27 protein-coding genes are annotated in these 23,310 nt (G+C 59.5%); 2 read left to right on the top strand and 25 right to left on the bottom strand.

The window, feature by feature from the left end; genetic code table 11:
* Positions 1-31: 31 nt before the first annotated feature.
* Positions 32-460 (bottom strand): LexA family transcriptional regulator, encoded by a 429-nt coding sequence (locus APH25_RS16970; RefSeq protein ID WP_060482745.1) that lies wholly within the window; start codon positions 458-460, stop codon positions 32-34.
* Between the two features lie 102 nt (positions 461-562).
* On the opposite strand from APH25_RS16970, the gene APH25_RS16965 reads away from it, so the two are divergent.
* Entirely contained in the window at positions 563-1,282 is a 720-nt protein-coding gene (locus tag APH25_RS16965; RefSeq protein ID WP_060482744.1) for an SOS response-associated peptidase family protein, read from the top strand.
* Here APH25_RS16965 and APH25_RS26310 read toward each other — a convergent pair.
* The 6 genes from APH25_RS26310 to APH25_RS16940 all read right to left on the bottom strand — a co-directional run bounded on the left by APH25_RS26310 (position 1,245) and on the right by APH25_RS16940 (position 3,130).
* The gene (locus tag APH25_RS26310; protein WP_082428355.1) at positions 1,245-1,451 is read right to left on the bottom strand and encodes a hypothetical protein; all 207 of its coding nucleotides are present in this window, start codon (positions 1,449-1,451) and stop codon (positions 1,245-1,247) included. The two genes, APH25_RS16965 and APH25_RS26310, sit on opposite strands and share 38 nt — an antisense overlap.
* Positions 1,452-1,472: 21 nt before the next feature.
* A complete protein-coding gene (locus tag APH25_RS16960) occupies positions 1,473-1,685 on the bottom strand; it encodes a hypothetical protein (protein WP_060482735.1) in 213 nt (70 codons plus the stop codon).
* 69 nt (positions 1,686-1,754) lie between these two features.
* Positions 1,755-1,943, bottom strand: a complete 189-nt coding sequence (locus tag APH25_RS16955) for a hypothetical protein (protein ID WP_060482734.1) — start codon at positions 1,941-1,943, stop codon at positions 1,755-1,757.
* 85 nt (positions 1,944-2,028) lie between these two features.
* Positions 2,029-2,283: a hypothetical protein gene (locus APH25_RS25995; protein WP_236405949.1), complete on the bottom strand. Its 255-nt coding sequence runs from the start codon at positions 2,281-2,283 to the stop codon at positions 2,029-2,031.
* Between the two features lie 26 nt (positions 2,284-2,309).
* Positions 2,310-2,687, bottom strand: coding sequence for a hypothetical protein (locus APH25_RS16945; protein WP_060482732.1), 378 nt, complete (start codon positions 2,685-2,687; stop codon positions 2,310-2,312).
* A complete protein-coding gene (locus APH25_RS16940) occupies positions 2,684-3,130 on the bottom strand; it encodes a structural protein P5 (RefSeq protein WP_060482731.1) in 447 nt (148 codons plus the stop codon). The genes APH25_RS16945 and APH25_RS16940 overlap by 4 nt, the downstream gene beginning before the upstream one ends.
* 87 nt (positions 3,131-3,217) lie before the next feature.
* Here APH25_RS16940 and APH25_RS16935 point away from each other — a divergent pair, with 87 nt between their 5' ends.
* Complete coding sequence (locus APH25_RS16935; protein ID WP_060482730.1) at positions 3,218-3,541, top strand: YceK/YidQ family lipoprotein; 324 nt, start codon at positions 3,218-3,220, stop codon at positions 3,539-3,541.
* Positions 3,542-3,580: 39 nt separating this feature from the next.
* Here APH25_RS16935 and APH25_RS16930 read toward each other — a convergent pair whose 3' ends face one another.
* The 18 genes from APH25_RS16930 to APH25_RS16860 all read right to left on the bottom strand — a co-directional run bounded on the left by APH25_RS16930 (position 3,581) and on the right by APH25_RS16860 (position 23,308).
* Positions 3,581-3,799, bottom strand: a complete 219-nt coding sequence (locus tag APH25_RS16930; RefSeq protein ID WP_060482729.1) for a hypothetical protein — start codon at positions 3,797-3,799, stop codon at positions 3,581-3,583.
* A 16-nt stretch (positions 3,800-3,815) separates the two neighbouring features.
* On the bottom strand, positions 3,816-4,664 hold the full coding sequence (locus tag APH25_RS25510; protein ID WP_156333213.1) for a hypothetical protein: 849 nt from the start codon (positions 4,662-4,664) through the stop codon (positions 3,816-3,818).
* A gap of 314 nt (positions 4,665-4,978) precedes the next feature.
* Positions 4,979-12,253 carry a phage tail protein gene (locus APH25_RS16925; protein WP_060482728.1) on the bottom strand — a complete coding sequence of 2,425 codons (7,275 nt, stop codon included), beginning with the start codon at positions 12,251-12,253 and terminating at the stop codon, positions 4,979-4,981.
* Between the two features lie 54 nt (positions 12,254-12,307).
* Complete coding sequence (locus tag APH25_RS16920) at positions 12,308-12,892, bottom strand: tail assembly protein (RefSeq protein ID WP_060482727.1); 585 nt, start codon at positions 12,890-12,892, stop codon at positions 12,308-12,310.
* Positions 12,889-13,671 carry a C40 family peptidase gene (locus APH25_RS16915; RefSeq protein ID WP_060482726.1) on the bottom strand — a complete coding sequence of 261 codons (783 nt, stop codon included), beginning with the start codon at positions 13,669-13,671 and terminating at the stop codon, positions 12,889-12,891. The genes APH25_RS16920 and APH25_RS16915 overlap by 4 nt, the downstream gene beginning before the upstream one ends.
* 3 nt (positions 13,672-13,674) lie before the next feature.
* A complete protein-coding gene (locus tag APH25_RS16910; RefSeq protein WP_060482725.1) occupies positions 13,675-14,376 on the bottom strand; it encodes a phage minor tail protein L in 702 nt (233 codons plus the stop codon).
* A 36-nt stretch (positions 14,377-14,412) separates the two neighbouring features.
* Entirely contained in the window at positions 14,413-14,763 is a 351-nt protein-coding gene (locus tag APH25_RS16905) for a phage tail protein (protein WP_060482724.1), read from the bottom strand.
* The gene (locus APH25_RS16900) at positions 14,763-18,170 is read right to left on the bottom strand and encodes a phage tail tape measure protein (RefSeq protein ID WP_060482723.1); all 3,408 of its coding nucleotides are present in this window, start codon (positions 18,168-18,170) and stop codon (positions 14,763-14,765) included. The genes APH25_RS16905 and APH25_RS16900 overlap by 1 nt, the downstream gene beginning before the upstream one ends.
* Before the next feature lie 507 nt (positions 18,171-18,677).
* Positions 18,678-18,932, bottom strand: a complete 255-nt coding sequence (locus APH25_RS16895; protein ID WP_256217569.1) for a hypothetical protein — start codon at positions 18,930-18,932, stop codon at positions 18,678-18,680.
* Entirely contained in the window at positions 18,929-19,258 is a 330-nt protein-coding gene (locus tag APH25_RS16890; protein WP_060482722.1) for a hypothetical protein, read from the bottom strand. The genes APH25_RS16895 and APH25_RS16890 overlap by 4 nt, the downstream gene beginning before the upstream one ends.
* A 40-nt stretch (positions 19,259-19,298) precedes the next feature.
* A complete protein-coding gene (locus tag APH25_RS16885) occupies positions 19,299-19,793 on the bottom strand; it encodes a hypothetical protein (protein WP_060482721.1) in 495 nt (164 codons plus the stop codon).
* A 54-nt stretch (positions 19,794-19,847) separates the two neighbouring features.
* Positions 19,848-20,234, bottom strand: coding sequence for a DUF3168 domain-containing protein (locus APH25_RS16880; RefSeq protein ID WP_060482720.1), 387 nt, complete (start codon positions 20,232-20,234; stop codon positions 19,848-19,850).
* Complete coding sequence (locus tag APH25_RS16875; RefSeq protein ID WP_060482719.1) at positions 20,227-20,727, bottom strand: HK97 gp10 family phage protein; 501 nt, start codon at positions 20,725-20,727, stop codon at positions 20,227-20,229. Before APH25_RS16875 ends, APH25_RS16880 begins: the two co-directional genes overlap by 8 nt.
* A 3-nt stretch (positions 20,728-20,730) precedes the next feature.
* Positions 20,731-20,904 (bottom strand): hypothetical protein, encoded by a 174-nt coding sequence (locus APH25_RS25715; protein ID WP_177331195.1) that lies wholly within the window; start codon positions 20,902-20,904, stop codon positions 20,731-20,733.
* 8 nt (positions 20,905-20,912) lie between these two features.
* A complete protein-coding gene (locus tag APH25_RS25045) occupies positions 20,913-21,239 on the bottom strand; it encodes a head-tail adaptor protein (protein WP_082428351.1) in 327 nt (108 codons plus the stop codon).
* A complete protein-coding gene (locus APH25_RS16870) occupies positions 21,236-21,577 on the bottom strand; it encodes a head-tail connector protein (RefSeq protein WP_060482718.1) in 342 nt (113 codons plus the stop codon). Before APH25_RS16870 ends, APH25_RS25045 begins: the two co-directional genes overlap by 4 nt.
* A gap of 3 nt (positions 21,578-21,580) precedes the next feature.
* The gene (locus tag APH25_RS16865) at positions 21,581-22,069 is read right to left on the bottom strand and encodes a hypothetical protein (RefSeq protein WP_060482717.1); all 489 of its coding nucleotides are present in this window, start codon (positions 22,067-22,069) and stop codon (positions 21,581-21,583) included.
* A 48-nt stretch (positions 22,070-22,117) separates the two neighbouring features.
* On the bottom strand, positions 22,118-23,308 hold the full coding sequence (locus APH25_RS16860; protein WP_060482716.1) for a phage major capsid protein: 1,191 nt from the start codon (positions 23,306-23,308) through the stop codon (positions 22,118-22,120).
* Positions 23,309-23,310: the final 2 nt, after the last annotated feature.

Genomic DNA, 23,310 nt, shown 5'->3' with positions numbered 1-23,310 from the left:
CGAGTTACAGTCGATCAGCGCAAATACCTGGTCACTGCGCATGGTCACGGACGCTATAACGCACCACGCCCCAGACCACCAGCTCATCACCCTCCATCACGTACCGCGGCGGATAGGCTTTATTCTCCGACTTGAGGATTACCAACCCGTCTCTTCGATGCAGACGCTTGCACATCGGCTCGCTGTTGATGGCAGCAATCACGATGTCGTCGTGCTCTGCCTCTCGCCCGCGATCCACAATCACCAGGTCGCCAGAATAGATGCCGGCGCCCTGCATGCTGTCCCCCTCCACTTTCACCAGATACACATGGGGTGCGCGGATGTCGAATAGCTCATCAAGGGACAAATGCCCCTCCAGGTGATCCGCTGCAGGCGACGGAAAACCGGCAGGGACGTGGAAAGAGTACAGCGGTAGAGGTTCAGATCCGCCTAGCGGCGTACCCAGGATTGTGACGGTCATGAGAAAGGGTCCAATGCAAACTGTATGCATATACAGTAAATCCGGCATTGGGCAGCCGGTCAATCCTGGTCAATGGAATTTCTGACGGACGAGAGGTGGAAAATGTGCGGACGCTACTCACTCTATGAGTCGATGGATCACTACCTGAAGCAGCTAGCATTGGACCTGGTGGTGATCAACGGGTACGACCATGAGCCGATCAATCGCTACAACATCGCGCCGTCGACCCGCGTCGAGGTGATTCGCCAGGTGGAGGAAGGCCTGACCATAGACCGGGTCAGGTGGGGATGGTCGCCCTTTTGGGCGAAAGGCAAGCGCCCAGACCCGATCAATGCCCGGGCCGAGACGGTGGTGACAGGACGGTTTTTCAAAGGGCTGTGGCCCCAAGGTCGGGCCCTGGCGCCTGCGAATGGCTGGTTTGAGTGGGTGCCTGACGCGGAAAACCCGAAGCAGAAACAGCCTTACTACATCACCAGCGCCGACGGCGCCCCGCTCTACTTCGCCGCGCTGGCCGAGGTGCACCAGGGAATTGAAGCCGATGAGAGAGACGGGTTCGTTATCATCACAGCAGCTGCAGACCAGGGGCTGATTGACGTCCACGATCGCAAACCCCTGGTGCTCACCGCTGAAAGGGCCAGGGAGTGGCTGGACCCGGCTACCTCGCCGGACCGCGCTGCGGAGATCGTAGAGTCAGGGTGCAGGCCAGCGGAGGATTTCCGCTGGTTTGCTGTTAGCAAAGCTGTGGGGAGCGTCAAAAATCAAGGCGCTCATCTGATCGAACCGCTCAATGACGCTCATCAGCAGGGCGACCTAGAGCTTTGAGCTGGTAGTCAGTCACGGCCTGGAATTGAGCCTCAGCGATCAAACGAAGCCGCTCCACTTCAAGAGGCGGCTCACCGGCTGACTGTGCCTCATGGAATCTCCGGAGAGCATCCACGGCATCCGTATACATTGGGTGGTCAGGATACAGGATCGGAGCTTTCGACTTCACGCGAGATCCTCCTGCTAGGCGTCAGTGCACCGTTGAAGGTGCCCGGCCCTGCTCAATCAATTGGAAATCTAAGACAGCTTCGAATAGGGAATCGGCAAGCAATCGACGCTGTCGGACTTCCTCGCTTGGCAAACCGGCATCCTCAGCCTCCTGGTACCGGCGAGTGGCATCAATGGCTTGTCGGATCAAGGACTCACCTGCCTTGATCGTGCCTATGAAGCTGCGTTTGGTCATCAATCCACCTCAGACACATTCCATTTCGCGCTAATGATGCCATCCAAAATGGATAAACGCCTGGGAATACTAATCGGGTTTCGGAGGATTCTCGTCCTCGTATGTGAGATCAACTACTAGCTTTACCGCCTCTTCATCGTCCTCCAGCAACTGGACGTCCCCCTCGTTATCTTCCACCTCATAGAGCTCGTCGAGGTCTTCCCGCTTATACCATTCTGGAATGTCTTCCCCGCGATACGTCCGTAATTTTACAACCATCTTCAATCCCTCCGTGCGTATCAAGGTGACATGGACGAGTCGGGCAGAGTTCAGCCGGATGATGCAGCGCCCCGGTAGGCGAACATTAGCGACAAGCGCCCGCTGCAGCCTCGAGTAAGCGCTCGTAGCCAATACGTTGCCGGCGCTCTGCCAGGAGGGCCCGCACCTTTACTTCCAGGCTGTCGCTCTGTCGCAGGCTCGCGGCGGCCCAAGGTGGTACGGCTACATCGGGAGTTCGGCAAGGAACCTGCACCGGCACCTCCACGCGCACTGTGCGGATCTCCGGCTCGACCCTACCTGCACAGCCGGCAAGCAGGAGGAACCCGGCGAGCACCCCCATCCCATGCAGGGATTGCCTTGCAATGGTCATAGGCCAAGCTCCTTGTCGATGATCGAGGTCGCCGCCTGGCACTGGTCGCCACCGGTGCGCTCCTGCTGCAAGCGGTTGGCGGCCTGGAAGTCGGCCTGGGCCCTGTCCTTCGCGGCGTCCACGGCCTGCTGGGCCTCGGCCTGGCGATGCTGGCTGGCTAACTGCAGGTCGCCAAGCGCCTTGCCCTGTTCAGTGGTCAGCGCAACCAGGTTGTCTCGGGCCGCCTGGCAAGCACCGGCCTCCCCGGCCATCTCCGCGACATCGGCGCGAGCGTCTTGTAGCTGCCCGTGCTGCCACCAGATAACGCCGGCAGCGGTCATGGCCAGTACGAGCCAGGGCGGTATGGCCTTGATTGCGGCGAGCGCGGCGTTCATGCCAGGGCCCGCCGCACGCCCTCGTCGATCACCTCGGCCTTGTAGGGGTTTCCACCGTTCTCGTGCACGATGATGCCCACCACCAACTCGCGCAGGGTCTGCGGCTTGGAGATGTCGATAGAGTCGCGCACGCCGACACCTAGGCGCTTGGCGATGGCCTGGGCGTAGGCATTGGTGTCGTTCTCGCTTGCAGGCGCCCAGCGGCTGATGAATTCGAGCGGGGTATCGATACCAGGCCGGCCCACCCCAGGCATGCCCTCCTTGCCCCGATAGTTGAGCAGTAGCTTGCCCAAAGCCCGTATGCCGTTCTCCGGTTGGTCGAAGCGGGCAAAGCGCGGCTTGGCCACCCCCACTTCCAGGCCGAGCTGGCCCTGCCAGGCGTTGCGGGGGTTGAAATCGATGTTGCCCGGGTTGTTATTGCGGATACCGCGAGATGTGGACATGGTTTTCTCCAGGCGAAAAAAAGCCCGCATTAGGCGGGCCACATAAAAGACGCGTTATGATCTGGTCATCTCACTGGAGGTGACCTGATGAAACAACTATGGATGGGAATGACACTGGCATTAGTGCTGGGCGGATGCGGTACCGTGCGTACGGTGTCCGACGAGTCAAAAGCCGTCGACGATCTGGCGAAATGGCAGACCGATTGTCAGACGATTCCCCGGGCGTATAGCGGCGTTGCTTATCAATTTTGCAATTTGAACGGGCCTCCGCGAACAGGCCCGCATTGGGCTACATTCCCGATCCTGCTTGACATGGCAGCGTCGGGAATTGCCGATACTGTCGTTCTTCCTTACACCGGATATCAGCAGTACAAACAAGGCAACGTGCCAATTCGTAGGCTGGAGTACTGATACCACAGCTCGGGTCACGGTTATCTCGGCCTGTCTAGATCAGGCGGGCGAGGATTCCGGCTCTGCGGCTGCAGGCTCCTTCGCAGTGATCGATACCTTGGCGCTGTAGTCCTTCAGCACTTGGGCAACGCACACCTGGGCAGTCGGAAATTGGTTAAGGATTTCACGGGCGCGGACGTCCGCCTCCTCCTGGGTGGCATAGCGGGTTTTGTTGGCCGGGTCGTAGTCGTTGGCCAGATTGATTGTGACATAGGGCATAGGTATTTCCTCTTGGTTATCTAAATGGAAATGGATAATCGGTAGCGCGAATTACAAGCGCTTGTGGTTGGCGATCGGTTGGAATGTCAAACCATGCAGTACTCGACCCTCCTGAATAAACAGCAGTGGTCGCGACGGATGGGCTAAAGAAAAAGCGGACGCCTCCGCTGGCTCCTCCACACCCTTCGCTCGCGCCAACCTGCGTCACGCCAAGGTAAGTACCCTGGGTCAGGCCGCACATCCTTGAAAACGTCAAACAGGCCGCCAGCTCTCCCGCTACAACAGGAACAAATACGGCTCCTTTTGGGTATATATAGTCATCAGCAGACCACTCCCGGCCTGCCTGCTCGTTTTGACTTCCTGCATATATCGTCCAGCGGGTATCTGTGTTCGGGGAAACAGGAGGATTAATTGCGGGCGGATCGACTGCGGCAATGATGTTGAGTGGTGGCATACCTGTCGTGAAACTGATTCGGCCGGTGGCGTCATAACATTCCATACCAGATTTTTCGCCAACATCACGCATCAAATCAAATATGAAGGCTTTCGTATTGGGCGTGCATCCTTGGAAATAAAGCGTCCTGACGTTACCGCTGATCGCCTCCCCGCAGGGCTTACCATCACCCACCAAGAAAACTATCGGAGAAATCGCTCCACTGACTGTTATCCCGCAAATAGGATCGCGTAGGTCGATGTACTGCCAGTTTGCTTCCTCAGCCGGATTCAGTTGAGCCGAACGAAGGTAATGCCTCCCCCATCTGTCTACCAGATTTAGATACCCGCTCTTCAACAGTCCGTAGGAAATCCGATCAATATCGAACAGCAGGGTGCCGTCCTCTTTAAAAGCCTGGAAACCGACAGGCATCTGGCCTCCTAATAATAGCCATAGTAAATGCGCGCATTAGCTGAGAACTGACCGAACCAGGTTGAGTGCCGGTACTGCCAGGTCAGAGAGTTTCCGGAGACAGTCACCCCCGGAATCTTCCCTTTCCAAATCTGCGTATCTACTAGGGGGACAATGATGTAAAACCGTCGCTTACCTGCAGGCAACGCGGGTAAAGCAATAGCGCCGTTCGCAGCGTTAGTGACAACATCACCTTGGTGCTGACTGATCGACATTGTCATGTTGACAAGTAGTCGACCATCAGCGCCGTATATTTCCAGTCCACTTGGCATGATTCAATCCCATTCGCCCATACGAATGCGACGAACACCGTTTATTACCATGTCGAAGCCAGAGCGGTTAAATACGGTGTAAGCACTTCCTTGCTTGTTCAGCATAATGATCGTACCGGTCATAAAGTCCACCCGCATAATCGGAACACCGTTATCCGCCAACTGAGCAGAGTTGATCGAACTCCCAACAATAGCGCTCTGAATGGTGGCCTTCGAAATGAAGGCCTCATTCAAGAACACCTGCCCATTCTGAATAGCAAATGGGCTGACGAAGCCATTACCGCTCGGATTGAGAACCGCAAATTTGTCGGCCATCACAGCGAACACCGACTGCAGCACTCCACTGCTGTTATCAGCCCCCAAGCCGAATCCAGCAGCCACGTATTGCCCGCCCGCCGTGACTTGAAGTCTCACCGAGTACGAGGCGTTGACTTTGTTATTGAGGTTGGTCTGCGCCGTGCTCACTTGCTTCACTGCGGCATTGGTCTCACCCAGGGAGGACTGGGTGTTCTGAATCTGCTGGCTCAATGAGCCGTCAGCATCAGAGCGGGCCTTGGCTTCGTTCTGTATCGCGGCGTTGGCATCGCCCACCGACGTGTTCAAGTCAAGAAGCTGCTTGGCCTGGGCGCTCAGGTCTTTTCCATTCTGAGTGACTTCAGAGGTCAGCGACTCCACAGCGCGACTGGAGGCCGCAGGCGCAACCCTGCCAACTGCAATCCAGTCCACATCGAATGCCCCACCACTGGTGGCCCCCAGGTCCAGGCGAAGCCGGGTGATGGTGCTGCTCAGCCAGTCGGTCCCACCTGCAGCAAGGTTGGCCATGTCCCACTCAACCACTGCCGACTGGCCTACTGCCAGATTGGGATTGGCGGCGACGGCTCGGTAGCTACTCGCGAATCCGTGACCAGATGTCTGATAGAAGAGTTGACCATCCCAGTCGGTCACCGCACCGGCTCGGCGGGTGATGCGTGCACGCAGGCGGCTGTACAAACTGCCTGCGATAGCCAGCGTCGCAGCCGTGCCGCTCTGCAACTGAGGATCCGAACCGGTCGCAGTGATCTTGATGAACCCCGCGCCCTGCGCCAGTGTTCCACCTGCCGCCACCCAGCCCTCTGTGCTGGTATCGAATTGCCAGAGGCAATTCGGTGCCGGATCGAGGCCAGAAGCTCCAAGCACGGCTTGAATCGAATCAAGGGTGTTGGTGAGCTGGGTGATACTTCCAGACTGGGTGGTATTCACGCCCTCCACATCGGTCACGCGGTTGGCCAATGTCTCGACAGCCGAGGCTGACGCCTTAGTTGCCAATCCGTTGGCCGTGCTGTTGACCGTGTTCTCCAACGTAAGGGTGCGTCCCGACACACTGTTCAGGTCTTTTCCATGCTGATCAACCGTGGAAGACAAGCCGCTCACAGCCGATGAAGTAGCAGCATTGTTGGCGGCATTGACTTGACCGTTATCCTTCCACCCTGTGGCACGTGTTCCATACTCTGCCTGTGGCCTGGCAAGCTCCACCGTTCCATTCGTAGCCGTAGCCGTCATGGCATACAGCCGGAAATAAACATAGGCCTCGCTAGCCCCCGATGGGGCGACAGCCGAGAATGCCACCCGAGCGCCTGCGATCGTCAACGGAATCAATTCTGAGGCAGGTGCGCTGATTACCGCGCCGGCGGTATTGATCCATTGGATGAACACACGCATCCCAATATCGCTATCACTTTTCCGGGCATAGACAGAGGCTGTCACAGCCTGACCGCTGCTTACCTTGATGCGCCTGGCCGCTGACGGTCGAAGTGACTTGTATTGAGCGCTGTTGGTCAGGCCTGGCGCAACTATCCTCTGCGCTTTTTCGCCCGAGTTCATCCATGAGGTGACAAGGGTGTCAGTCGTCGTCACTGGACCTTCGGTTTCCCAACCTTCAGCCGAGCCGTTCGAACTGGCAGCCTTGGTAAACCCAGGGTTGTAGAAGAGGTTTTCTCCGCCAACATCCCCAACGCTGTTGTCCAACTGGGTCAGCTGGTTGGACGCGCTCGTTAGCCCCTCCTCAGTCTTCAACACCCGCCCAGCTAGAGCAGTAGTAGCCGATGCGTTGGCAGCCGCTATCGCAGAGTTGGCCTTGCCATTGTCGCGCCACCCGGTGGCAATCTTTCCCAGCTCCAGCTGCGCCTTGTCCAGGTCCACGAATCCACCGGTGAGACTCGAGCCAGGCGATGAACGAAGCCTGAACAACACATCCATCTTGACGGCATTCGCCGGCGCTGGATTCGAGGTCAAAGACAGACGCTGGTAGGACGGAGTGAGCACGAGATTAGCGGGTCCATCTGTGCTCAGCGTTGCGCCAGCTGCATCCTTGTACTGCAGGTAAATCTGCGCCATCAGCCCGGTGTTCCCTCGTACGAAGACCGAAGCGGTGTTGATTACCCCTTCGTAAACTGGCGGGCGCACATCCGGGCTGGCGGCTGAGGGTACGAAATCCACGTAGGTCGAACCTGAGCCCGCCGTTAGCCCGGAGATGTCCAGTCGCTGACATTTGCCTTCAGCACCCAAATCAGCATCTCGAAGCGTCGGGATCACGATCACAGTTGCTGCTTTGCGCCAACCCCAGCCGTCTGCCAGCCCAGGGTTGCTGGCCGAGGCAATGTCAAACGACGGGTTGAACAGCAGGTTTTCCCCGCCGACCTGGGTCAGCGAAGCGTTGATGCCTGTAATGGCCTCGCCACTAGCCGTGATGGCCTCCCCCTGCTTGTCAACTTTGTTGACCAAGGTATCAACGGTCGACGCATCTGCCTTGCTTTCTACCTTGTTCAGGGCATTGGCCGCGGCTGCAGCAGCATCGACTGCAACCTTGTCCGTCACAGCCTGCCAGGCCGTGCCAGACCAGCGCTTGGGCGTGTTCGCACCTCCTGTAGTATCAATCCAGAGATTTTGAGGCAGACGCTTGTCAGCCGCTGGAGCCGCCGAGCCATAGATCACCTCACCCTTGGCACCTGCCGTATTCGCGGCGTTTTGCGCCGCTCGTTGGGCTGCTGTGACGTTGTCATTTGTGGTACGGAGATCACCCTGCAGGCTGATGATGGATTGGCCTTGTGAGGTCAACTTCTCTCCGGCTTCAGTCACCATATTGCTCAAGCTCGAAACAGCCTGGGCTGAGGCAGACACTGACCTTCTGCCGACCGCGATGTAGGCAATGTCGATTTCTCCACTGGTGTCACTGGAGTTCGACATGTCCAGGCGGATGGTCGAGATCTTCTTTGCATTCCAGCCAGCATGGCCAGAGAGGTCGAGCTCGATGTCCTGCCAGTCGCCGCTCGACGTGTTAATAGGCCAGTTGAACCGTCGAGCCTCGGCAAGCCCCCCATCCTCATTGGCCCAATACATCGCGGCCATTGACCGTGTGGTGTTGCGTCGACGCAGGCGAATACGCAGATAGGGGTTTTCAGCCCCTGCGACATAGGGGGAAAAACTGCATTGCAGGCTGATGGACTTGAACGCGGTCGCATACAGCGGCCCAGGCGTGAAGGTTGAACCGGCCGTCATCGCCGCCCATCCCTGAGTAGAGCCGGTGAACTCCCACGCCCTACCCGCCACGAATGGCTGGGCCGCGCCCACGCTGTTTTTCAGCTGAGTGATGTCACTGCTTTGGCTGGTAAGGGCTTTCTCCGTGTCGGTGATCCGGTTGTCCAGGGCTTGCACCGCCGAGGCATTCGCTTTACCGATCAAGCTGTCGTTCAGCGAAGTCAGGGCCTGACTTTGTGAGAAGAGCTGCCTGTCCTGTTCATCGTTTTTCTTCTCAGTTTCACTGACCTGGCTACTGACCTGTTGCAGGGCCTGCGAGCTGGCCTTGCCATCAATGCTGGTCTGCATGCCATCCAGCTTTGTGGCCTGGGAAGAAAGAACACCCTCGGCATCGTCGACTCGCGTCTTCAAGCTATTCACTAAAGTGGCATCGGCTTTCTTGGCCACCTGGTCAAGCGCTGACTTCGCTGCAGCTGCCGCATCTGTTGCTACTTTATCGGTAACCGCAACCCAAGCCGAACCGGCCCAACGCTTGGGCGTGTTCGCACTCCCAGTAGTATCGATCCACAGGTTCTGCGCAAGACGGTCCGCGACTGCGGGCGCTGCTGATTGGACAATGACTTTGCCTTTGCCCCCCGCCAGCGTTGCCGCGTCCTGAGCAGCTTTCTGCGCCGCCGAAGCGTTGTCTGCAGTGGTATCCAGGGTCGTCTTCAGGCCAATGATCTGATCAGCTTGTGCTGAGAACGACTTGCCCAAGTCTTCGACGCTTAGCCCAATTTCCTGCACGCGTGCAGATAATCCATTGGCCGTTACAACAGCCTGACCGATGTCGGTCCAGTAGGCAGCGTTCGGCGGTGGCGTGTTCAGCGGTACCGCTTTCAGCGCTTGGTAAAGCTTGCCATCGCTACCCAAAGCGCTTTGGCCAACGCTGTAAGCCTTGTCCTTGCGATATGGCAGAGAGCCGGCCAAAGCGGAAACGGCTGCAATCTGTTTTTCCAGATCAGATTTTGCAGAAGATACGGCCGAACCCACTTCGGTGAGTTGCTGCTCGAGGTTGCCCTTCACTATGCCAAGGGTGTTGTTCACGTCGCTGATCTGCTTGGCCAGCTCAGTCTTCGCCGCCCCTACCCGCTCGTTCACCGAACCAGGACCGTTTTTGTCGATTAGGTCGATGCGACTGGTGAGCTCCTTGCCCAGCTCGCTTTCAGTGATCTGGTCCTTGATCTGCTCGAGGATCGGGCTGGCATCGGCACTGGCCATGCCGGAAACCACCGTTGGCGCCACCGGGAAGAACGGGCCCACGTTGCCGGACCGGTCCACCAGGCGCGCCCAGAAGAAGAACCGCTGCCCGGCGCGCAGGCCCTGCAGGACGTGTTCGTTCTGCGGGTACGCAAGGTCAGCCAATTTGGTAGCCGCGCCCAGGTCGGTGCCCTGGCTGTACCACAGTTCGGTGCGCTCGGTGTCGTCGGCGCCGACTGGGAAACCCCAGCGCACCTTGATGCCGAATAGGATGCTGTCAGTGGCCAGGTGGGTTACCGCCGGGGGCGGAGTGGTCTTGCCGGCGACATTGGTCAGCACCGAATTGGTCGGGATCGAGGCAACACCCATTGAGCTGACCGCACGAACGCGTGCGAGGTACTGGCCTGCGTAGACACCGCGTACGTCAGCAGCAAGCTCGGCTGTCCGGGGCACCTTGACCCAGTCCCGGGAACCCCAGCGCCACTCAACGTCATAGGCTACTGCCCCCGGCGCCGCATCCCACGAGATGGTCATGGTCGTGACCGCAATACCCTGGTCTACGGCCGAGTGGCTGCCGATCAGCACGCGCGCGGGCGCATCCTGCACACCCGGGGGCAGCACGCTGATTGGCCGGTCATCGATCACGGTGCCAAAGTCGATCGCATCGAATTTGCCCGGTTCGTACTGGATGCACTCAAGCTGGAACTGGTGCCATTCGGGGCGGGTGACGTTGCGGACGTAGAACTGCATGATCTTCAGATCATCGAAGTCCAGCACCCAGCCAGATTCGGGTTGTGGCACCTCGGTGAAGTCCGCCATCAGCGTGATTTGACGGCCCTCAACGGAGCGAATCACGCGGCCCTCAGACTTGCCGCTAGGCAGGTTCACCAGCAGCCGGGCTCCAGCAGGCACGTCAATGTCGCGATCAACCGTCACAACGCGCCCGGCCACGCCCGCGATACGCCCACCATTCGCACGGCCTGCCAGCATCGGATCAGACAGAGTGATGACCTTGCCAGGCTTGGGTATGTAGCCATCCAAGCCAACGCGGAAGGTGGCCCCACGCAACTGCAGTTGCTCGGTCATGAGCGCCCACTGGCCAGCGCGCTGGGCCTGGCCGCGTGATGTGCACCCAACGGCCTCCACGGAAATCTCGCGTACGCCGTATTCAGCAATGGCGGCCTCATCGAAAACCGGCTCTTTGTCGGTATCGAAGCCGCGGGCCGGATCATCGAACGACACCATCGCCTGGCTATGCCGCTCGCGCAGTTTGCTGCCGGTGTACTTGACTGCGCCGTCATCAAGGATCTGCGACAGGGTGTAGTTGTAGACCGGATCCTGGGGCAGGTCCGCGTTGACGGTGATCTGGCTGCCGTCCCAGAACGCCAGCCCATGGAAGATCGCAGCCAGGTCCTGGAGCACGGCCCAGGCCTCCGCCTGCTTCTGCAGGTACAGGTTGCAGGTAAAGCGCGGCTCTTGGCCACCCATCCCGTCCGGCACCTGCTGGTCGCAGTACTGACCGATACGGTACAACGACCATCGATTGATCATGCTGGCATCAATGCGGTCCCCAAGCCCGTAGTAAGGGTGCAGCACCAGGTCGTAGAACACCCAGGCCGGGTTGTCGGTGTACGCTTCCTTGAAGGTGCCATCCCAGACACCATTGGTGGTGCCCGCGCCACTGGTGGCGTAAGTGCGGGTTGTTGGGTCGTAGTTCATGGGCACACGCACGATGCGCCCGCGCATCAGCACGGCGATCTTGGCGATATCCCCGCCGAACTGCTCAGCGTCGTACTCCACGCAGCTGACGGCCGTCAGCGGGTATTCCTGGTCGCTGTCGACCACCTCGGCCAACGCTTCCACGTACATGCCGTCTTGGACCAGCGAGCTGTTGGCCTCGGGCGTAATACGGCGAGCACGAATGGTCCAGCGCGAACCGGCTGGGAGCTCGATGCGGTGTGAGCGTTCGTACTTGGTAACGTTCTTGCGATTGACCTCGGACGCCAGCACCTGCTGGAACGGGCCATTGTCGGCCGATACATCGACCGCATACTCAATGCGGACGCCATCGATGTTTCCGCTCTGGTCCTGGCGCTGCAGCTGCGGCCAGGAAAAGCGCAGGCGCACGGCGTCCAGCATGGGGTTGCTGATGGTGTGCACGTAGGGCGCGCTGGTCAGCAGTAACTGGCTGACAGCAATCTCGTTGCTGGACTCGGTGATGCCAGTCATCCGTTCCTGGTTCAACTCACCTGAGCGGAACTGCCACTTCACACCCGGGTAGTTCATAGTGCCGTCGTCGGCCATGACCTGGGTGCCATCAAGCTTGACCGAGCGCAGCCCATTGACCGGCCCTACAATCGGGCCCCAGCTCCACAGGTAGACCAAGCGAGCCACGGCAATAGACGGAACGCTGTTGGAAGCGATGCTGGGCTGCTTCTGCTTCTTCTCCCCGCCCTTGCTGCCAACGACCTGGCGTTTACGGGCCGCAGGCGATCGCTGAGCCGCATGCTTCAGTGCTTGAACCATTCCAGTCTCCAAAAACGAAAAAACCCGCCGAAGCGGGTCAATTGATGCCGGCGATCACAGCCGGTCTTGCGTGTAAATGCCCCCAGACTCCACGGCCCCGCCAATCTCCCGCTCGCCGTACAGCACCGGGTAGGGATTGCCCTGAGCAATCGTCGTGACCGCCCCGCCGAATCCATAGCTGGGGTTGTTGCCGTCCTCATTGCGGTCCAGGCTGCCCGTGTTGGGCGTAGGTGAAAGCATCTGCACTACCCCGGTCGCGGCCATGGCAGCACCACCAGCAATCATCGCTACACCCACGGCCGAGGTTGTACCGAATGTGAAGTAGCCGGCCACGATGAGGACGACGCCGAGGATGGTCGTGAACATGCCCGACTGCTTGCTACCCTGGATGATCGGTGCGATTCGGATAACACCTGCATCGTCGCCTTTGAGGTCCAGATCGTCTGCGGAGAGATTCCGGGTACCGGAGAAGACGGTGAACGTCAGGCCCCTTTCCTCGCCTGTGGCCAGGAACTTTTCGAAGCCTGGCACCATGTTGCACAGCGCCTGGATGGCATCCCGGGTGCTGTTCACATCCAGGTCGTACTCTCGCCCGAAGTGCTTGCGCAGCACACCGTAAAGCTTCACCTTGCGCTTCATGGCTGATAGTCCTTGTGCCGCAGGATCAGCCGGCAGCGGTTGGCCATCGACCAGCCGTACACTTCCCGCGTCGAGGCCCTGCCGGCCATGTGGTGATAGATGAACGGCCCACTGCCGCCCAGGCGCGCCGCTGGCTCGCTGGTAAGCTCCGGCTGGTTGCCCAGGTAGATGGCCGCATGGTTAGGGTGGAAGCAGGGCCGGCCAGGCGATGGCACCATGAACACCAGCATGTCGCCGCGCTGGGGTTCGTCTACCTGGTAGAAACCGGTGGCGGCAAAGTTGGCCTCATACAGGCTCGGCCCGTTTTCCTGCTCCCACCACAGGTCATCGCGTTCGAAGTTGGGCAGCACCAGCCCAGCCTCACGCGCATACCAGTCGCGGCAGGCGCCCCAGCAGTCGAGCAGGCCGTGGGCAAACTCGCGGCCCAGCAGCGGAGCTTGGTAGCCGGACGGCTTGAACCAGTGCATATCGCCGCCGGGCCAGCCCACGATCCCCCAGGGCACCTCGTGTAACTCGCAGCTCACCCGGTCAGCCATACTGGGCGTGGGCGCCGCATCTGGGTGGCTGTGCACAATCGCCAGCAGCTCGCCCTGGTCCTCGGCGTCTGCCAGGTCCTCATGGTGGAGGCGGAAGTTCTCCCGCGGTGTTTTCGCCAGGTTGCGGCACGGCATATACGCCCGGCCCTGGTCGGTCTTGATCAGCACCCCGCAGGCTTCTGCCGGGTACACGCGTTCGGCATGCTCGCGGATCGCGGCCTGCAATGTCTGGTTGATGCGCATCGGTCACCTCGAACTGGCGATCAGGCTTGCGCCCATGGAACCGCCAAAACGGCGGGTGTTGCCGCGAAGCTTGCAGCTCTTCCAGCGCCCGGGGCAGCGGTCAAGGGCCGGGTTGTCGGTGGGCTCGTCCTGCTTGGTGTACATGCCAGCGCCGGTATAGGCGCAGGCCTCCCCCCGGTACTGCCCACGGCAGGCCCAGCGGCAAAGTTTGGTGATCTGCTGAGCAGGGAGCATGACGCCGCCCATGTCCAGCGGACTGGACAACTGGAAGGTCACCTGCTGGCGGTCTTCGTCAGTCTTCTGCTCGATGTACCAGAGGTTCTCCCGGGCCTGGTTGGAAGCATCGGGGTTTCCGTCCGGGAAGTTCGCCGCATCCAGGAAGTGGCGGAAGGTTTCGATGACCCTGACCTTCGAGCCAACCAAGTCCTTGAGCGCCAGGCACAGCGCCGTAACCGCCCCGCGCACGCCGGAAATCTCGTTGGCCATCTGCAGGGTCGGTGTAGCAGGCCGGCCATCACCGCGAATGTCGAAGCCTTTGGCCTCGATCTGCATGGCCGAATAGAGCTGGCCCTGCCAGATGATTTCCCCCTCCTGGGCATGGCCATGGAAGCGCATGATGTTTCCGCCCAGCCGGGTGGCGTCCACCTCGTAGAGCCGGATCTGGTTACCCGGCTCAAGCTTCTGGATATCGGATTCGAATGTCATGGGGCCTCTGAAAGAGAAGACCCCGCAAGCGCGGGGTCAGTAAGGGGTAAATCGCTGATCGAAAGTCCAGCTGATGGTCACCAGGTTAGGAGCGCCGCGGGCTCTTATTTTGTAGCCTTTGGCCCTGTACCGGCCCTGAACACCACCCGGTGGGGTCCAGTAGCAGGTGCGATAGCCCTCATGACGGTCCAGAAATTTGCGAATCTCAAAGGCCTCCTCCCCCTCAATCAGCAGGCCTGTGTGGGACAAGCTCCAGGACTGAGTCTTAGTGTTGATGCCGACGCCACCCGCCTGCACAAACCCATCCCCGAAGTTGTTCTCCCAGGTGTTTTGCTTGACCTCGCCGTCAGCTTCGGCCTCAACGTCAAAGCTGAAGATCTCTGTCATCACTTTCTCCAAAGAAGGCCGCCCTGCTGGGTTTCTCGATACAGCACATCACGCACGACACCTTCGAAGCCCTCTCGCAGACCCTCGCCCTGACGCCTCGCCTGCTCGTCACTTACTCCTTGCTGGGCCTGCACGTTGATGGGTGAGTTGATGATGATCTGCGCACCGTTCTGCGCGCGCTCCGCGCCAGCAGGAGCTGAAGAACCTCGGCCGATCATCCCAATGCGCCCATCGCTAAGAGCCTCCAGATTGCCGACGCCAATCCTGGCAGTTGCTTCGGCATCGAAAACGTATTCGCCACGGTGAACTGGGCCGGCTACTTCATCCCTCCGACCGTGGCCGGTGTAGCCGCCATCCATGAACCCTGCCCCTGCCATCGCTGAGGTTGAGGCTACCCCCGCAACCATGGGAGCTGTAGCAGCCGCCGCCGTGAGCGCAGCAGCAGGCGCCAGTGCGGGACCATAAATGGGGATGGCTGCGGTAGATGCATATGCGGCCAACTGCGCCTGGAAGGCCATTGCCTGGGCATTAGCTACCATCCCAAGGCTTGCGGACGACTGAGTGGTTTTGCCGACCACAAGCTGCACCGCCTGGTAGATCAACCACTGAGCCGCCATATCTGCCAGGGTTGATATCACTGACTTTCCGAAACCAGTGACCATGTCCGCCAATGCGTCACCGGCGTCCTTGGATCCGGTGGCCATATCGTTGAAGAATGCCCCCAGTTCACTGCGGGCGCTGCCGAGAGTAGACGCAGTAGCATCGGCTGCAATTGCAGAGTAGTTGGTGGCCGCGTCAGCGTAGTTTTGCCAAGCTTCCTGAGCACCCAGCACCCAGTTGGTCTGCAGTTCATCAACCTGCTCGTAATAGAGCTGCTGGGCGAACAGCTGCTTGTTCAGCTCTTCCTGTAAAACTTCTGTCTGGCTGGCATAGAGCTCAGGGGTAATCTGACCAGTGTTTCGCTGTTCGTTGAGGGCCTTCACATCCTCGACATACTTCTGCCGTACGGCCAGATCGGCACGCATCCGGTCACGGGCTTTGTCGCCCATCCCAATCCCCGCCAGCTCCTGCGCATAGCCGTTGATGGCTGTTTGTGTGCCAGAGGACTGCGCAGCCTTGAATGCACTCAGCTTCAGTGCATCCTCGTTGGCCTTCTTGATCTTGTTGAGCCCGTCCAGCTCTGCAGCCAGTTCCAGGAGCCGCTTTTGCTGAGCCTTCGACAGGTTGCCTAGCTTGCCCTCTTGTAGCTCAAAAGACAGCTTGGCGACCTCAGTGGCGTCCTGTTGCTTGTCGCCAGTGGTGTTGATCAGCTTGATCTGCCGCTTGTAGCCCTCCTCCGATGACTCGAAGTCTTTTAGCTGCTGCTTGGCGGCCTTTTCCGATTCGGACGCTTGTTTACGGCCTGCCTTGGCAGCAGCGTCATCGGCTTTCTTTTGCGCATCACGTGCAGCAGCCATCGACAGAATGGCCGTTTTCTGCGCGTCGGTGAGGTCAGTTTGCTCGCTGATGTGCCGCTTTGCGGCTGCTGTAAAGGTCTTGTCCTGGGCCGCAGCCAGCAGCTTCCCCTGCTGCTCGATGTACTTGTCGAACGCCTGAGTTGCAGCTGCGCGAGCGGCGGCATTCTCTCGCTCAGCGCGGGTATTCTCGTCCGTTTCCCCCGTGAGCTCGGCCATGGCCTGCTTCAGCCGCTGGATTGCGTCGGCCTTATCAGTTGCGGCGCCGCCGCTCTCCTCTAGAGCATCCGCCATTTCCGCCGTTACGCCTGGCACTTCGCGGATGATATCGGCCACCGCTTTCCAGTCGACCTTCATACCAGCGGCTTGGTCGGCGGAAGCCTTTTTAACCACTTCCATGGCCGCCTGGAACTCGGCTGGCAGCGGCGCTATGCCTGCCATGAATCCAGACGCACCCGCCAAGCCTGCGTTCGTCAGGCTGCTTTGAAACTCGAAGGCAATGGAACCCGAGGCGGTCTTGAGCTCGCCCTCGGCATCTTCGATGGAAGCCTTAAGCTCGCGCAGGGTCACCGACTGGGTCGCACGGTTGAGCTTGTTGAAGCGTTCGATAAGCTTGTCGATGGGGTCGCTGAGGTTGCCGAGTTTATCCTCCAGCACACTCGTGTTGTCGCGAAGGGTGAGGAAGGCTGTCGCCGCCCCGATAGCCAGGGCAGCAATGCCAGCGGGCCCACCCAATACACCTAACACGCCTACTGACGCTCTGCTAACGCCTGCCTGCGCAGCAGCGACTGCGTTGGTAGCACGCGTCTCAACCATCCGCGCTTCGGCAAGCTGGAGCGACAACTGAGTTTGCACAGCGGTTCCGCGCGCTGCGATGGCTTCTTTCTCTGCCAGGAACACAGCAGTCTGTGCTTTTTGCTGTTCTGCCTGAGCCGCAAGTAGTACGGCAGTCGCCTGCGATTTTCGCGCGATGGCATCGGCTACGGCAGCTCTGGTAGCAGCGATTGAGGCCGCAGCGCTTCCCGCTAACCCCCTTGCGTACCCCGCCAAAGCTCCAACCGCCACGACCCCAGCAATGTTCGCCAGGGTATCGAAGTTATCCCCGATTACGCTGATACCCTTGGCAAGGACGCCAGTTCCATCAGTGGTCTCGTTCAAGCGGCCAATGTAGACCGTGAAGGCATTGTTAAGATTTTGTAGCGCATCACGCACCGCTACGCCCATGCTGTCAGCTAGCTCACCATTTGCCTGGGCCGACTTACGCAGACCGTCAGTGAGGACGTCCAGGTTGAGCTTACCGGCCGCTCCTAGAGAGCGGATTTCCTCTGCGCTTTTACCAGTCGCCTTAGCTAACGTGTCAACTACCGTTGGCATTGCCGCGAGGATCGACTGCCAACCATCAGCTTCAACCTTTCCGGTCTGAAGCGCCTTGGAGTAAGCATCAATGGCGGATGCCGCTTTGTCAGTGCTCGCTGAGTTGGTCACAAGCAGGAAGCTGAAGCTGTCCATTACATCCAACGCTTGGCTGGTGTTGTAGCCCATGGACTTGAGGCTGTCTGCCGTCCGGATGTAAAGCTCTTGAGCTTCACTCAAGGGCCGATAGGTCCGCTTAGCTGTGTCTAGCAACCTGTCTTGCACTAGGTTGTATTCGTTGACGCTTGAGGTCGCCAGCCCCATTCGATCAGACATCTGTGAATAGGAGTCGGCTACATCAATAATGGAGCGTACTGAGGCAGCGCCCACCGCCACAGCTAAAGCATTTTTGATCAGAGCCCCGGCACGTTGGGCGCTTTCACCTGCCCTGTCAAAGCCCTCGTCGATTCGAGCAAGGCTTCGGTCAATTGCAGTAGCGCCCTTGGCAACCGTCGAATCAGCTCTCGCAATCTCTGAGCGAAGTTGAGCTGTGGTCGCCTCAATTCGAACCAGCATCCCCTGGATGTCTGTATCCGCCATCACTGTCTCCGGCCGAAAAAAAACCCGCCAGAGCGGGTTCGTGAGATTAGAAGCCTGTGGGTGTTAAATGAAAGCCGGCCGAGTTGGTAAACATCCTTCGCTTCACGGTGTCGCCTGGATTAAGTGTCACCTCAGACTCAAGGATGCCAGCACCAGCGCAATGCCTAGCGCCCGCTATGCCAATGGCGTGTGGCCCCGGCTTCAGCCCGAACTCAGCTGTTTCTCCAGCGGCAAATTCAGCAGCCAGTTTTCCATCGATGTAGAGCTCGTAGTTGCATCCTGCAGCAAGGAAACCTGAATCCCTCGTCACAATCAGTCTTGCTTGGTCTTTGGCAGAGAATGCAAAGATCCTCGAATCGGGAACTCGAGAAGCTTCAGACGATGGCATCGGAGAGGTTGAGCACCCGCTCAGAAATACGGCGATCAAGGCCGCAGTCATTAATCTCACGTCAGCACCTCACCCAAAAGCTTGAAACTTTAGCACCATCTTTTGCCATGGACGAATGATCAATGTCTTGTTTTCCCGGTCAGCGCCATCCGCAGCTTGTCTGCCACACCTGATGCACTTGGCCTGTCCTTCCCTGGCTGAGCCTTACCCTTCCCGAATGGATTCGTCATCTGTGACCACTCGATGCGCGCATCCATGGCCAGGAACAATTCCGGAAGAGGCGTGCGCCATGCTGCATCTGGTGACCAGCCAAGCCACCCGGTCGCGATTGCATAAAGCCGGTCTACGTAGCTGCCATCCTCGACAACGCTCACGCCTCCCCGGCTGTCTCCTTTCCCTCATCACCGCCGCGAGGATTGTAAAGCGCGACCAGGTAAGCATTGAGTTGGCTGGCAACGCCCAGCACGCCGGCTTGCCACACCTTCTCTGGCAGAGCGTCTGCAGCCTTGCCTTCCAGGCCGGCGCCAGCAGCCAGGATTATCGCGCAGCCATCAATGCTCAAGGCTGAGATGGTCTGCGAGGCGCCGCGGAGGCCACCAAAACGGTTTTCAATAGCCCGTACCGCTTTCAACGTTGGCTGGAGGACGAACTCCTCATCATCCAGTTTCACGGTCACAGTCCCGTGGAGGGTCTTGTTCATAACGCGCTGTCCTTGGTTACCGGGGCTGAGCCCCGGTCATTTAGGCGGCTGCTGGCAGCAGTTCCAGGATATCGGAGTTGATGCCGATGGTGATGTTGCGGCGTACGACGTTGTCGGCGGCACCTGGGGCGACGGTGTTGTTCATCACCTTGCCGCGCATGTAGAAGGTCGTCGGCCTGACCACTGGGGTGGCGGTAGGATCACCATCGTTGAGGGTGATCTTGATGTTGTAGTCGCCCTTGCTACGGTCCTTGTGAGCGACCTTCACCGCCTTCTGGCCGGCGTCGCCGTTGTCCAGGCCCACGGTCAGCGTCAGGTCACCAGCATCAGCGGTGCCTTTGTACTTACGCACGCGGCCGTTCTTCAGCGACGTGAAAGTCACGCTGCTGAATGTGTCGCCGAACTCGCCCAAGTCCTCGATTTCGCCCACCTCGACATAGGTGTCGGCTTCGTATTGGGTCTGGGTATCAGCGCCGGTTTTGCCGCCAAGCCAAAAGCGGCAGCCGGCGGCGGTGTTCAGGTTGTCTTCGGCCATGGGAAGTCCTCCAAAGGCACATTGGATAAAGCCGCGGTGCGGCTGGTAGGTGGATCAGTGGGTGGTGATGATGCGGACGGTGATCGAACCCTGGTAGGTAACCCCGTCAGCGTCACGCTGGGCGTCCGACTGGATAACGCGCACAGAGACTGCCCTGCCAACGGTCAGCGGCAGCGGGCGCTCGTCCAAGGCGGCAATGACCTCTCCGTTGATGCATTTCACCTCTGCCTGGCCAACCGTGTCAGACCAGACCGACAGGTACAGCAGGCGCTGCTCGCGTTTACGGCCCGATATCGGGCTGACGTTGACTGAGACCTCGCGGTCGATCGACACATAGGGCATGTCGGCGTCCATGGGGGCACCGTCATAAACCGGGCAGCTCACCTCGGCCTGCAGCCTGGCAAAAATGGCCTCTTGCAGCGATACCGAGGGGTCAGCCATTGCCCACCCCCTGGCTCGCCTTGCGCAGCGTCCGGCGCACTGCTGTCTCGATATCAGCCATTACATACTCACGGTTCACGTCGATGGAGGGCCGAAGCCACGGATGCGCCGGTCTGGCCGGAATGTCCGGGTACTTGCCGAAGAAATGCGTACCGTCGCTCTTGTTGGTCGCACGCCGGTTGCGGTTCCCGGCTCGCTTGCCGCCGATGTAGCCCTTGGTGCCGTACTCGATAAAGCGCAGGTAGAAGAACTTGCGGTTGTCGCGCTTACCCCTGATCCCGATCTGCGCATCAAGGCCGCTGGGAGCGACGTAGATCTTCAGCGCGGCGGCGGCAGCGCCCGTATCCTTGGGCATCAGCTGTTGCTGCGTGGCCAGCACCCGCTCAGCGGCCTGGCGCATGGCCGGGGCAAGTTCGTTGTCCATCGTCTTGTGGATGTTGCGCAGCGTTCGCCGTAGGCGGATATCGCCGCGCATCTTCGAGCGGCGGGCCATGGCCTACTCCTTGGCCTGGGCCTTGGCTGTTTTTTCCTGCGACGCGTCTTCCTTGACCTCGATCGCGTAGCCACGCGCGATCAGGCCTTCGCCGTATTCCTTCTTCACATCGAAGATATCGCCCTTTTCGCGCTCGCCGGATGCACCGGTCAGCGGGCCCAATGCTTGAATCTTCATGGTTCACCTCATGGGTTTGGTACTGATGAGCAAAGAAGTCTCATCAGCGTGTTTTCGTTGTCTGGCAACACAGCCTCGACCTCATACGTGACGCCGCGGCGGGTGAGCCTTACGCCTGCCACCATGTCAGCTCGAGGCCTGCTGATGATCTCGGCTGTAACTACCGCTTTGAGCTTTTCAGCTACAGCGATGATCCGGCCAGAAGGTGTACGCACTTCGCCCCACATCTTTGGACGAATTGCAGGGAGCCAGGTGACGACAGCCCCACCGGACTTGGTGCGCTCCTCATGACGGACAGTGACTTCAAACAAGTGACGAAGCGGTCCGGCCCTCATATGCCCCACCCCACCCGGTACGGAGTCAGCAAGGCCTGCGAGCCTCGAGGCAGGTCAGTCGCGATTGTCCCAGTCACCACGTCTTCCCGGTTGGCGTAGAGGTGACCCAGGATCAGAAGGCACGCCGACTTGAACGATGCGTTGCAGAGCATAGGCTTCTCGCCGGCTAGGCCTGCCAGTATCGCCCCTGCCATTGATTGCGCGTCGACGTAAACTTGGCGGTTGAGGTAATTCATTGCCGAGAGCTCGGCCGAGTCGATCAGCAACTGCAGATAATCGTCATCATCGTCTGGATCGCGAAGGTGGGCCCGGGCCTGCGCCATGCTGATCAATGACATGGCTCACTCCTCCAGCGGAGTGCGCGATACCAAGTTGCGGAGTTCAAGCTCTTCGGCGTGACGCCGTGGAACTTGGTAACCTGGCCCTCCGCGTCGCCGCAATTCGCCTTCGTCCATGAACGAGCGCAGCGGATAGACTCTGACCTTGGCTGGGTTTACCTCGTCCAGCCCTGCAGCACCGGCGGGGACATGCAGCGAGTCACCAGCCTGGCCTGGCTGGCTCGCCGACACGTCTGCATCCCCAACATACTCGGTCGAGGTGACTGCCGGCGCCACCCCTTCTGATACGTCTGTCGCCAAGCCACCCGCATCTTGCACGGTATTGACGCCCGATTCGGCAATAGGTGTGGTGGTTCCCGTACCACCCGCGGTCGGGTCGTCAGTGCTAGCGTCGCTGCCGATGTGCGGCGAGTTCAAGGCCTGATCAGTTGGATTTGCGCCAGCCTGCTCCTGTACGGGGGTAGGCTTGTCCTGCTTCTTAGTGTTAGCCATAGGGTTTCTCCTGGGGGCGCCATCTCTGGCGCCTTTCAAGTGGAGGGCTTAGGAACCGCTGCCGGTCAGCTCACCGGTAACGAAGGCCTCGCCGCGGTAGATGGCCAGCGCCAGACGCTGCTCAGCGCGAACGGTAACCATGTTGTTCTCGAAGTCCTTGTCGTTCTCGGTGGAGATCAGGATTTCAACATCCATGCGGTCGAAGATCTGCGCACCCAGACCGAATGCCCCGACGAGAAAGTCGTCGAGTGGCATCGCTTGAGTAGACACAACAGGCCGGCGCCACAGCGTTGGCTGTGTATCGCCCTGCGGTTGACCGATGAGGTAGCGCCCCTGTGCATCCTTCAGCAACTCGATCATTGCCCAGTCGATCGGGTTGAGGACGATACCGTCCGCTGGGAACTCAGCGAGCTCCGCCTGCAGCAGCGCTAGGCGGATACGGTCGATACGCTGCTCACCCGGCACCACTACACCACCAGGTGGAGCATAGAGCTGGGCAGCCGGCACGATACCGCCGATGTTCGCTCCGGTGCCGTTGCCGAACAGCAGCTGAGACTCTTCAGCCAGCTTGAGCCCGTAATGTCCACGGGCATCGATGAAGCTTCTCAGCGCTGGTGCATCGTCGAGAATCTGGCGACTAGCCTTGAACAGGTGCGCCAGTGTGCGTACTGGGGCATTTTCCAGCTTAAATTTGATGTCCGAATAGGGCTTGGCTGTCCCCTCGGCAACTGGACGCGCGCTGTTGGTGAAACCTTCTTCCTGAACGTACTCGACCGAGTTGCTACCGGTCTGACCCGGCGCGATCAGATCGCGAATTGTCAGGCGTCGCTCGGGGATCGCCTGAATGCCGTAGCGCCGGTCTGCCGGAACGGTATCAGCCCCCGACCCTGGCGCGGAAGTGATTGCGGCACGTGCCACCGAGATGCGTCGTGAACCGCGGAAGGACGAGTCAACTCCCTCCATTTCCTTGGCTGCAATAACGATTTCGCCTGCGGACTTCTGGCGATCTGGCTGGCTGCGCTCGCGATTTGCGTTCACCAGCTTTTGCTCGGCTTCGCCCAAGCGCGCCTGCAGTTCGCCCTGCTTGGTCAGCAGTTCATCCACCTTGGCACGAGTCTCGGCGTTCATTTCGCCAGACGCCTTCATCTGCTTTTCAGTGGCTTCGGCTTGGGTTTTGATCTGATCGCCAATGCCCTTAAGGCTGGCGTTCAGTTCTTTGACTTGCGATTCGAAATCCATGG

The organism is Pseudomonas sp. NBRC 111119 (genome assembly GCF_001320125.1).
GTDB classification, from domain to species: domain Bacteria; phylum Pseudomonadota; class Gammaproteobacteria; order Pseudomonadales; family Pseudomonadaceae; genus Aquipseudomonas; species Aquipseudomonas parafulva.
Note: the sequence above shows the minus strand (reverse complement) of the source record. Positions and strands in the feature narration are given on the sequence as shown.

Bases quoted from the DNA above. Each gene is read 5' to 3' on its own strand.
- APH25_RS16915 (WP_060482726.1), bottom strand. From the start codon at position 13,671: ATGCGCATCAACCAGACATTGCAGGCCGCGATCCGCGAGCATGCCGAA.
- APH25_RS16935 (WP_060482730.1), top strand. From the start codon at position 3,218: ATGAAACAACTATGGATGGGAATGACACTGGCATTAGTGCTGGGCGGA.
- APH25_RS16860 (WP_060482716.1), bottom strand. From the start codon at position 23,308: ATGGATTTCGAATCGCAAGTCAAAGAACTGAACGCCAGCCTTAAGGGC.
- APH25_RS16880 (WP_060482720.1), bottom strand. From the start codon at position 20,234: ATGGCTGACCCCTCGGTATCGCTGCAAGAGGCCATTTTTGCCAGGCTG.
- APH25_RS16890 (WP_060482722.1), bottom strand. From the start codon at position 19,258: ATGAACAAGACCCTCCACGGGACTGTGACCGTGAAACTGGATGATGAG.
- APH25_RS16870 (WP_060482718.1), bottom strand. From the start codon at position 21,577: ATGTCATTGATCAGCATGGCGCAGGCCCGGGCCCACCTTCGCGATCCA.
- APH25_RS16885 (WP_060482721.1), bottom strand. From the start codon at position 19,793: ATGGCCGAAGACAACCTGAACACCGCCGCCGGCTGCCGCTTTTGGCTT.
- APH25_RS16875 (WP_060482719.1), bottom strand. From the start codon at position 20,727: ATGGCCCGCCGCTCGAAGATGCGCGGCGATATCCGCCTACGGCGAACG.
- APH25_RS16965 (WP_060482744.1), top strand. From the start codon at position 563: ATGTGCGGACGCTACTCACTCTATGAGTCGATGGATCACTACCTGAAG.
- APH25_RS25510 (WP_156333213.1), bottom strand. From the start codon at position 4,664: ATGCCTGTCGGTTTCCAGGCTTTTAAAGAGGACGGCACCCTGCTGTTC.
- APH25_RS16930 (WP_060482729.1), bottom strand. From the start codon at position 3,799: ATGCCCTATGTCACAATCAATCTGGCCAACGACTACGACCCGGCCAAC.
- APH25_RS16955 (WP_060482734.1), bottom strand. From the start codon at position 1,943: ATGGTTGTAAAATTACGGACGTATCGCGGGGAAGACATTCCAGAATGG.
- APH25_RS16945 (WP_060482732.1), bottom strand. From the start codon at position 2,687: ATGAACGCCGCGCTCGCCGCAATCAAGGCCATACCGCCCTGGCTCGTA.
- APH25_RS16910 (WP_060482725.1), bottom strand. From the start codon at position 14,376: ATGACATTCGAATCCGATATCCAGAAGCTTGAGCCGGGTAACCAGATC.
- APH25_RS16940 (WP_060482731.1), bottom strand. From the start codon at position 3,130: ATGTCCACATCTCGCGGTATCCGCAATAACAACCCGGGCAACATCGAT.
- APH25_RS16970 (WP_060482745.1), bottom strand. From the start codon at position 460: ATGACCGTCACAATCCTGGGTACGCCGCTAGGCGGATCTGAACCTCTA.
- APH25_RS25995 (WP_236405949.1), bottom strand. From the start codon at position 2,283: ATGGGGGTGCTCGCCGGGTTCCTCCTGCTTGCCGGCTGTGCAGGTAGG.
- APH25_RS25045 (WP_082428351.1), bottom strand. From the start codon at position 21,239: ATGAGGGCCGGACCGCTTCGTCACTTGTTTGAAGTCACTGTCCGTCAT.
- APH25_RS16900 (WP_060482723.1), bottom strand. From the start codon at position 18,170: ATGGCGGATACAGACATCCAGGGGATGCTGGTTCGAATTGAGGCGACC.
- APH25_RS16925 (WP_060482728.1), bottom strand. From the start codon at position 12,253: ATGGTTCAAGCACTGAAGCATGCGGCTCAGCGATCGCCTGCGGCCCGT.
- APH25_RS16865 (WP_060482717.1), bottom strand. From the start codon at position 22,069: ATGGCTAACACTAAGAAGCAGGACAAGCCTACCCCCGTACAGGAGCAG.
- APH25_RS16960 (WP_060482735.1), bottom strand. From the start codon at position 1,685: ATGACCAAACGCAGCTTCATAGGCACGATCAAGGCAGGTGAGTCCTTG.
- APH25_RS25715 (WP_177331195.1), bottom strand. From the start codon at position 20,904: ATGAAGATTCAAGCATTGGGCCCGCTGACCGGTGCATCCGGCGAGCGC.
- APH25_RS16905 (WP_060482724.1), bottom strand. From the start codon at position 14,763: ATGACAGAGATCTTCAGCTTTGACGTTGAGGCCGAAGCTGACGGCGAG.
- APH25_RS16920 (WP_060482727.1), bottom strand. From the start codon at position 12,892: ATGAAGCGCAAGGTGAAGCTTTACGGTGTGCTGCGCAAGCACTTCGGG.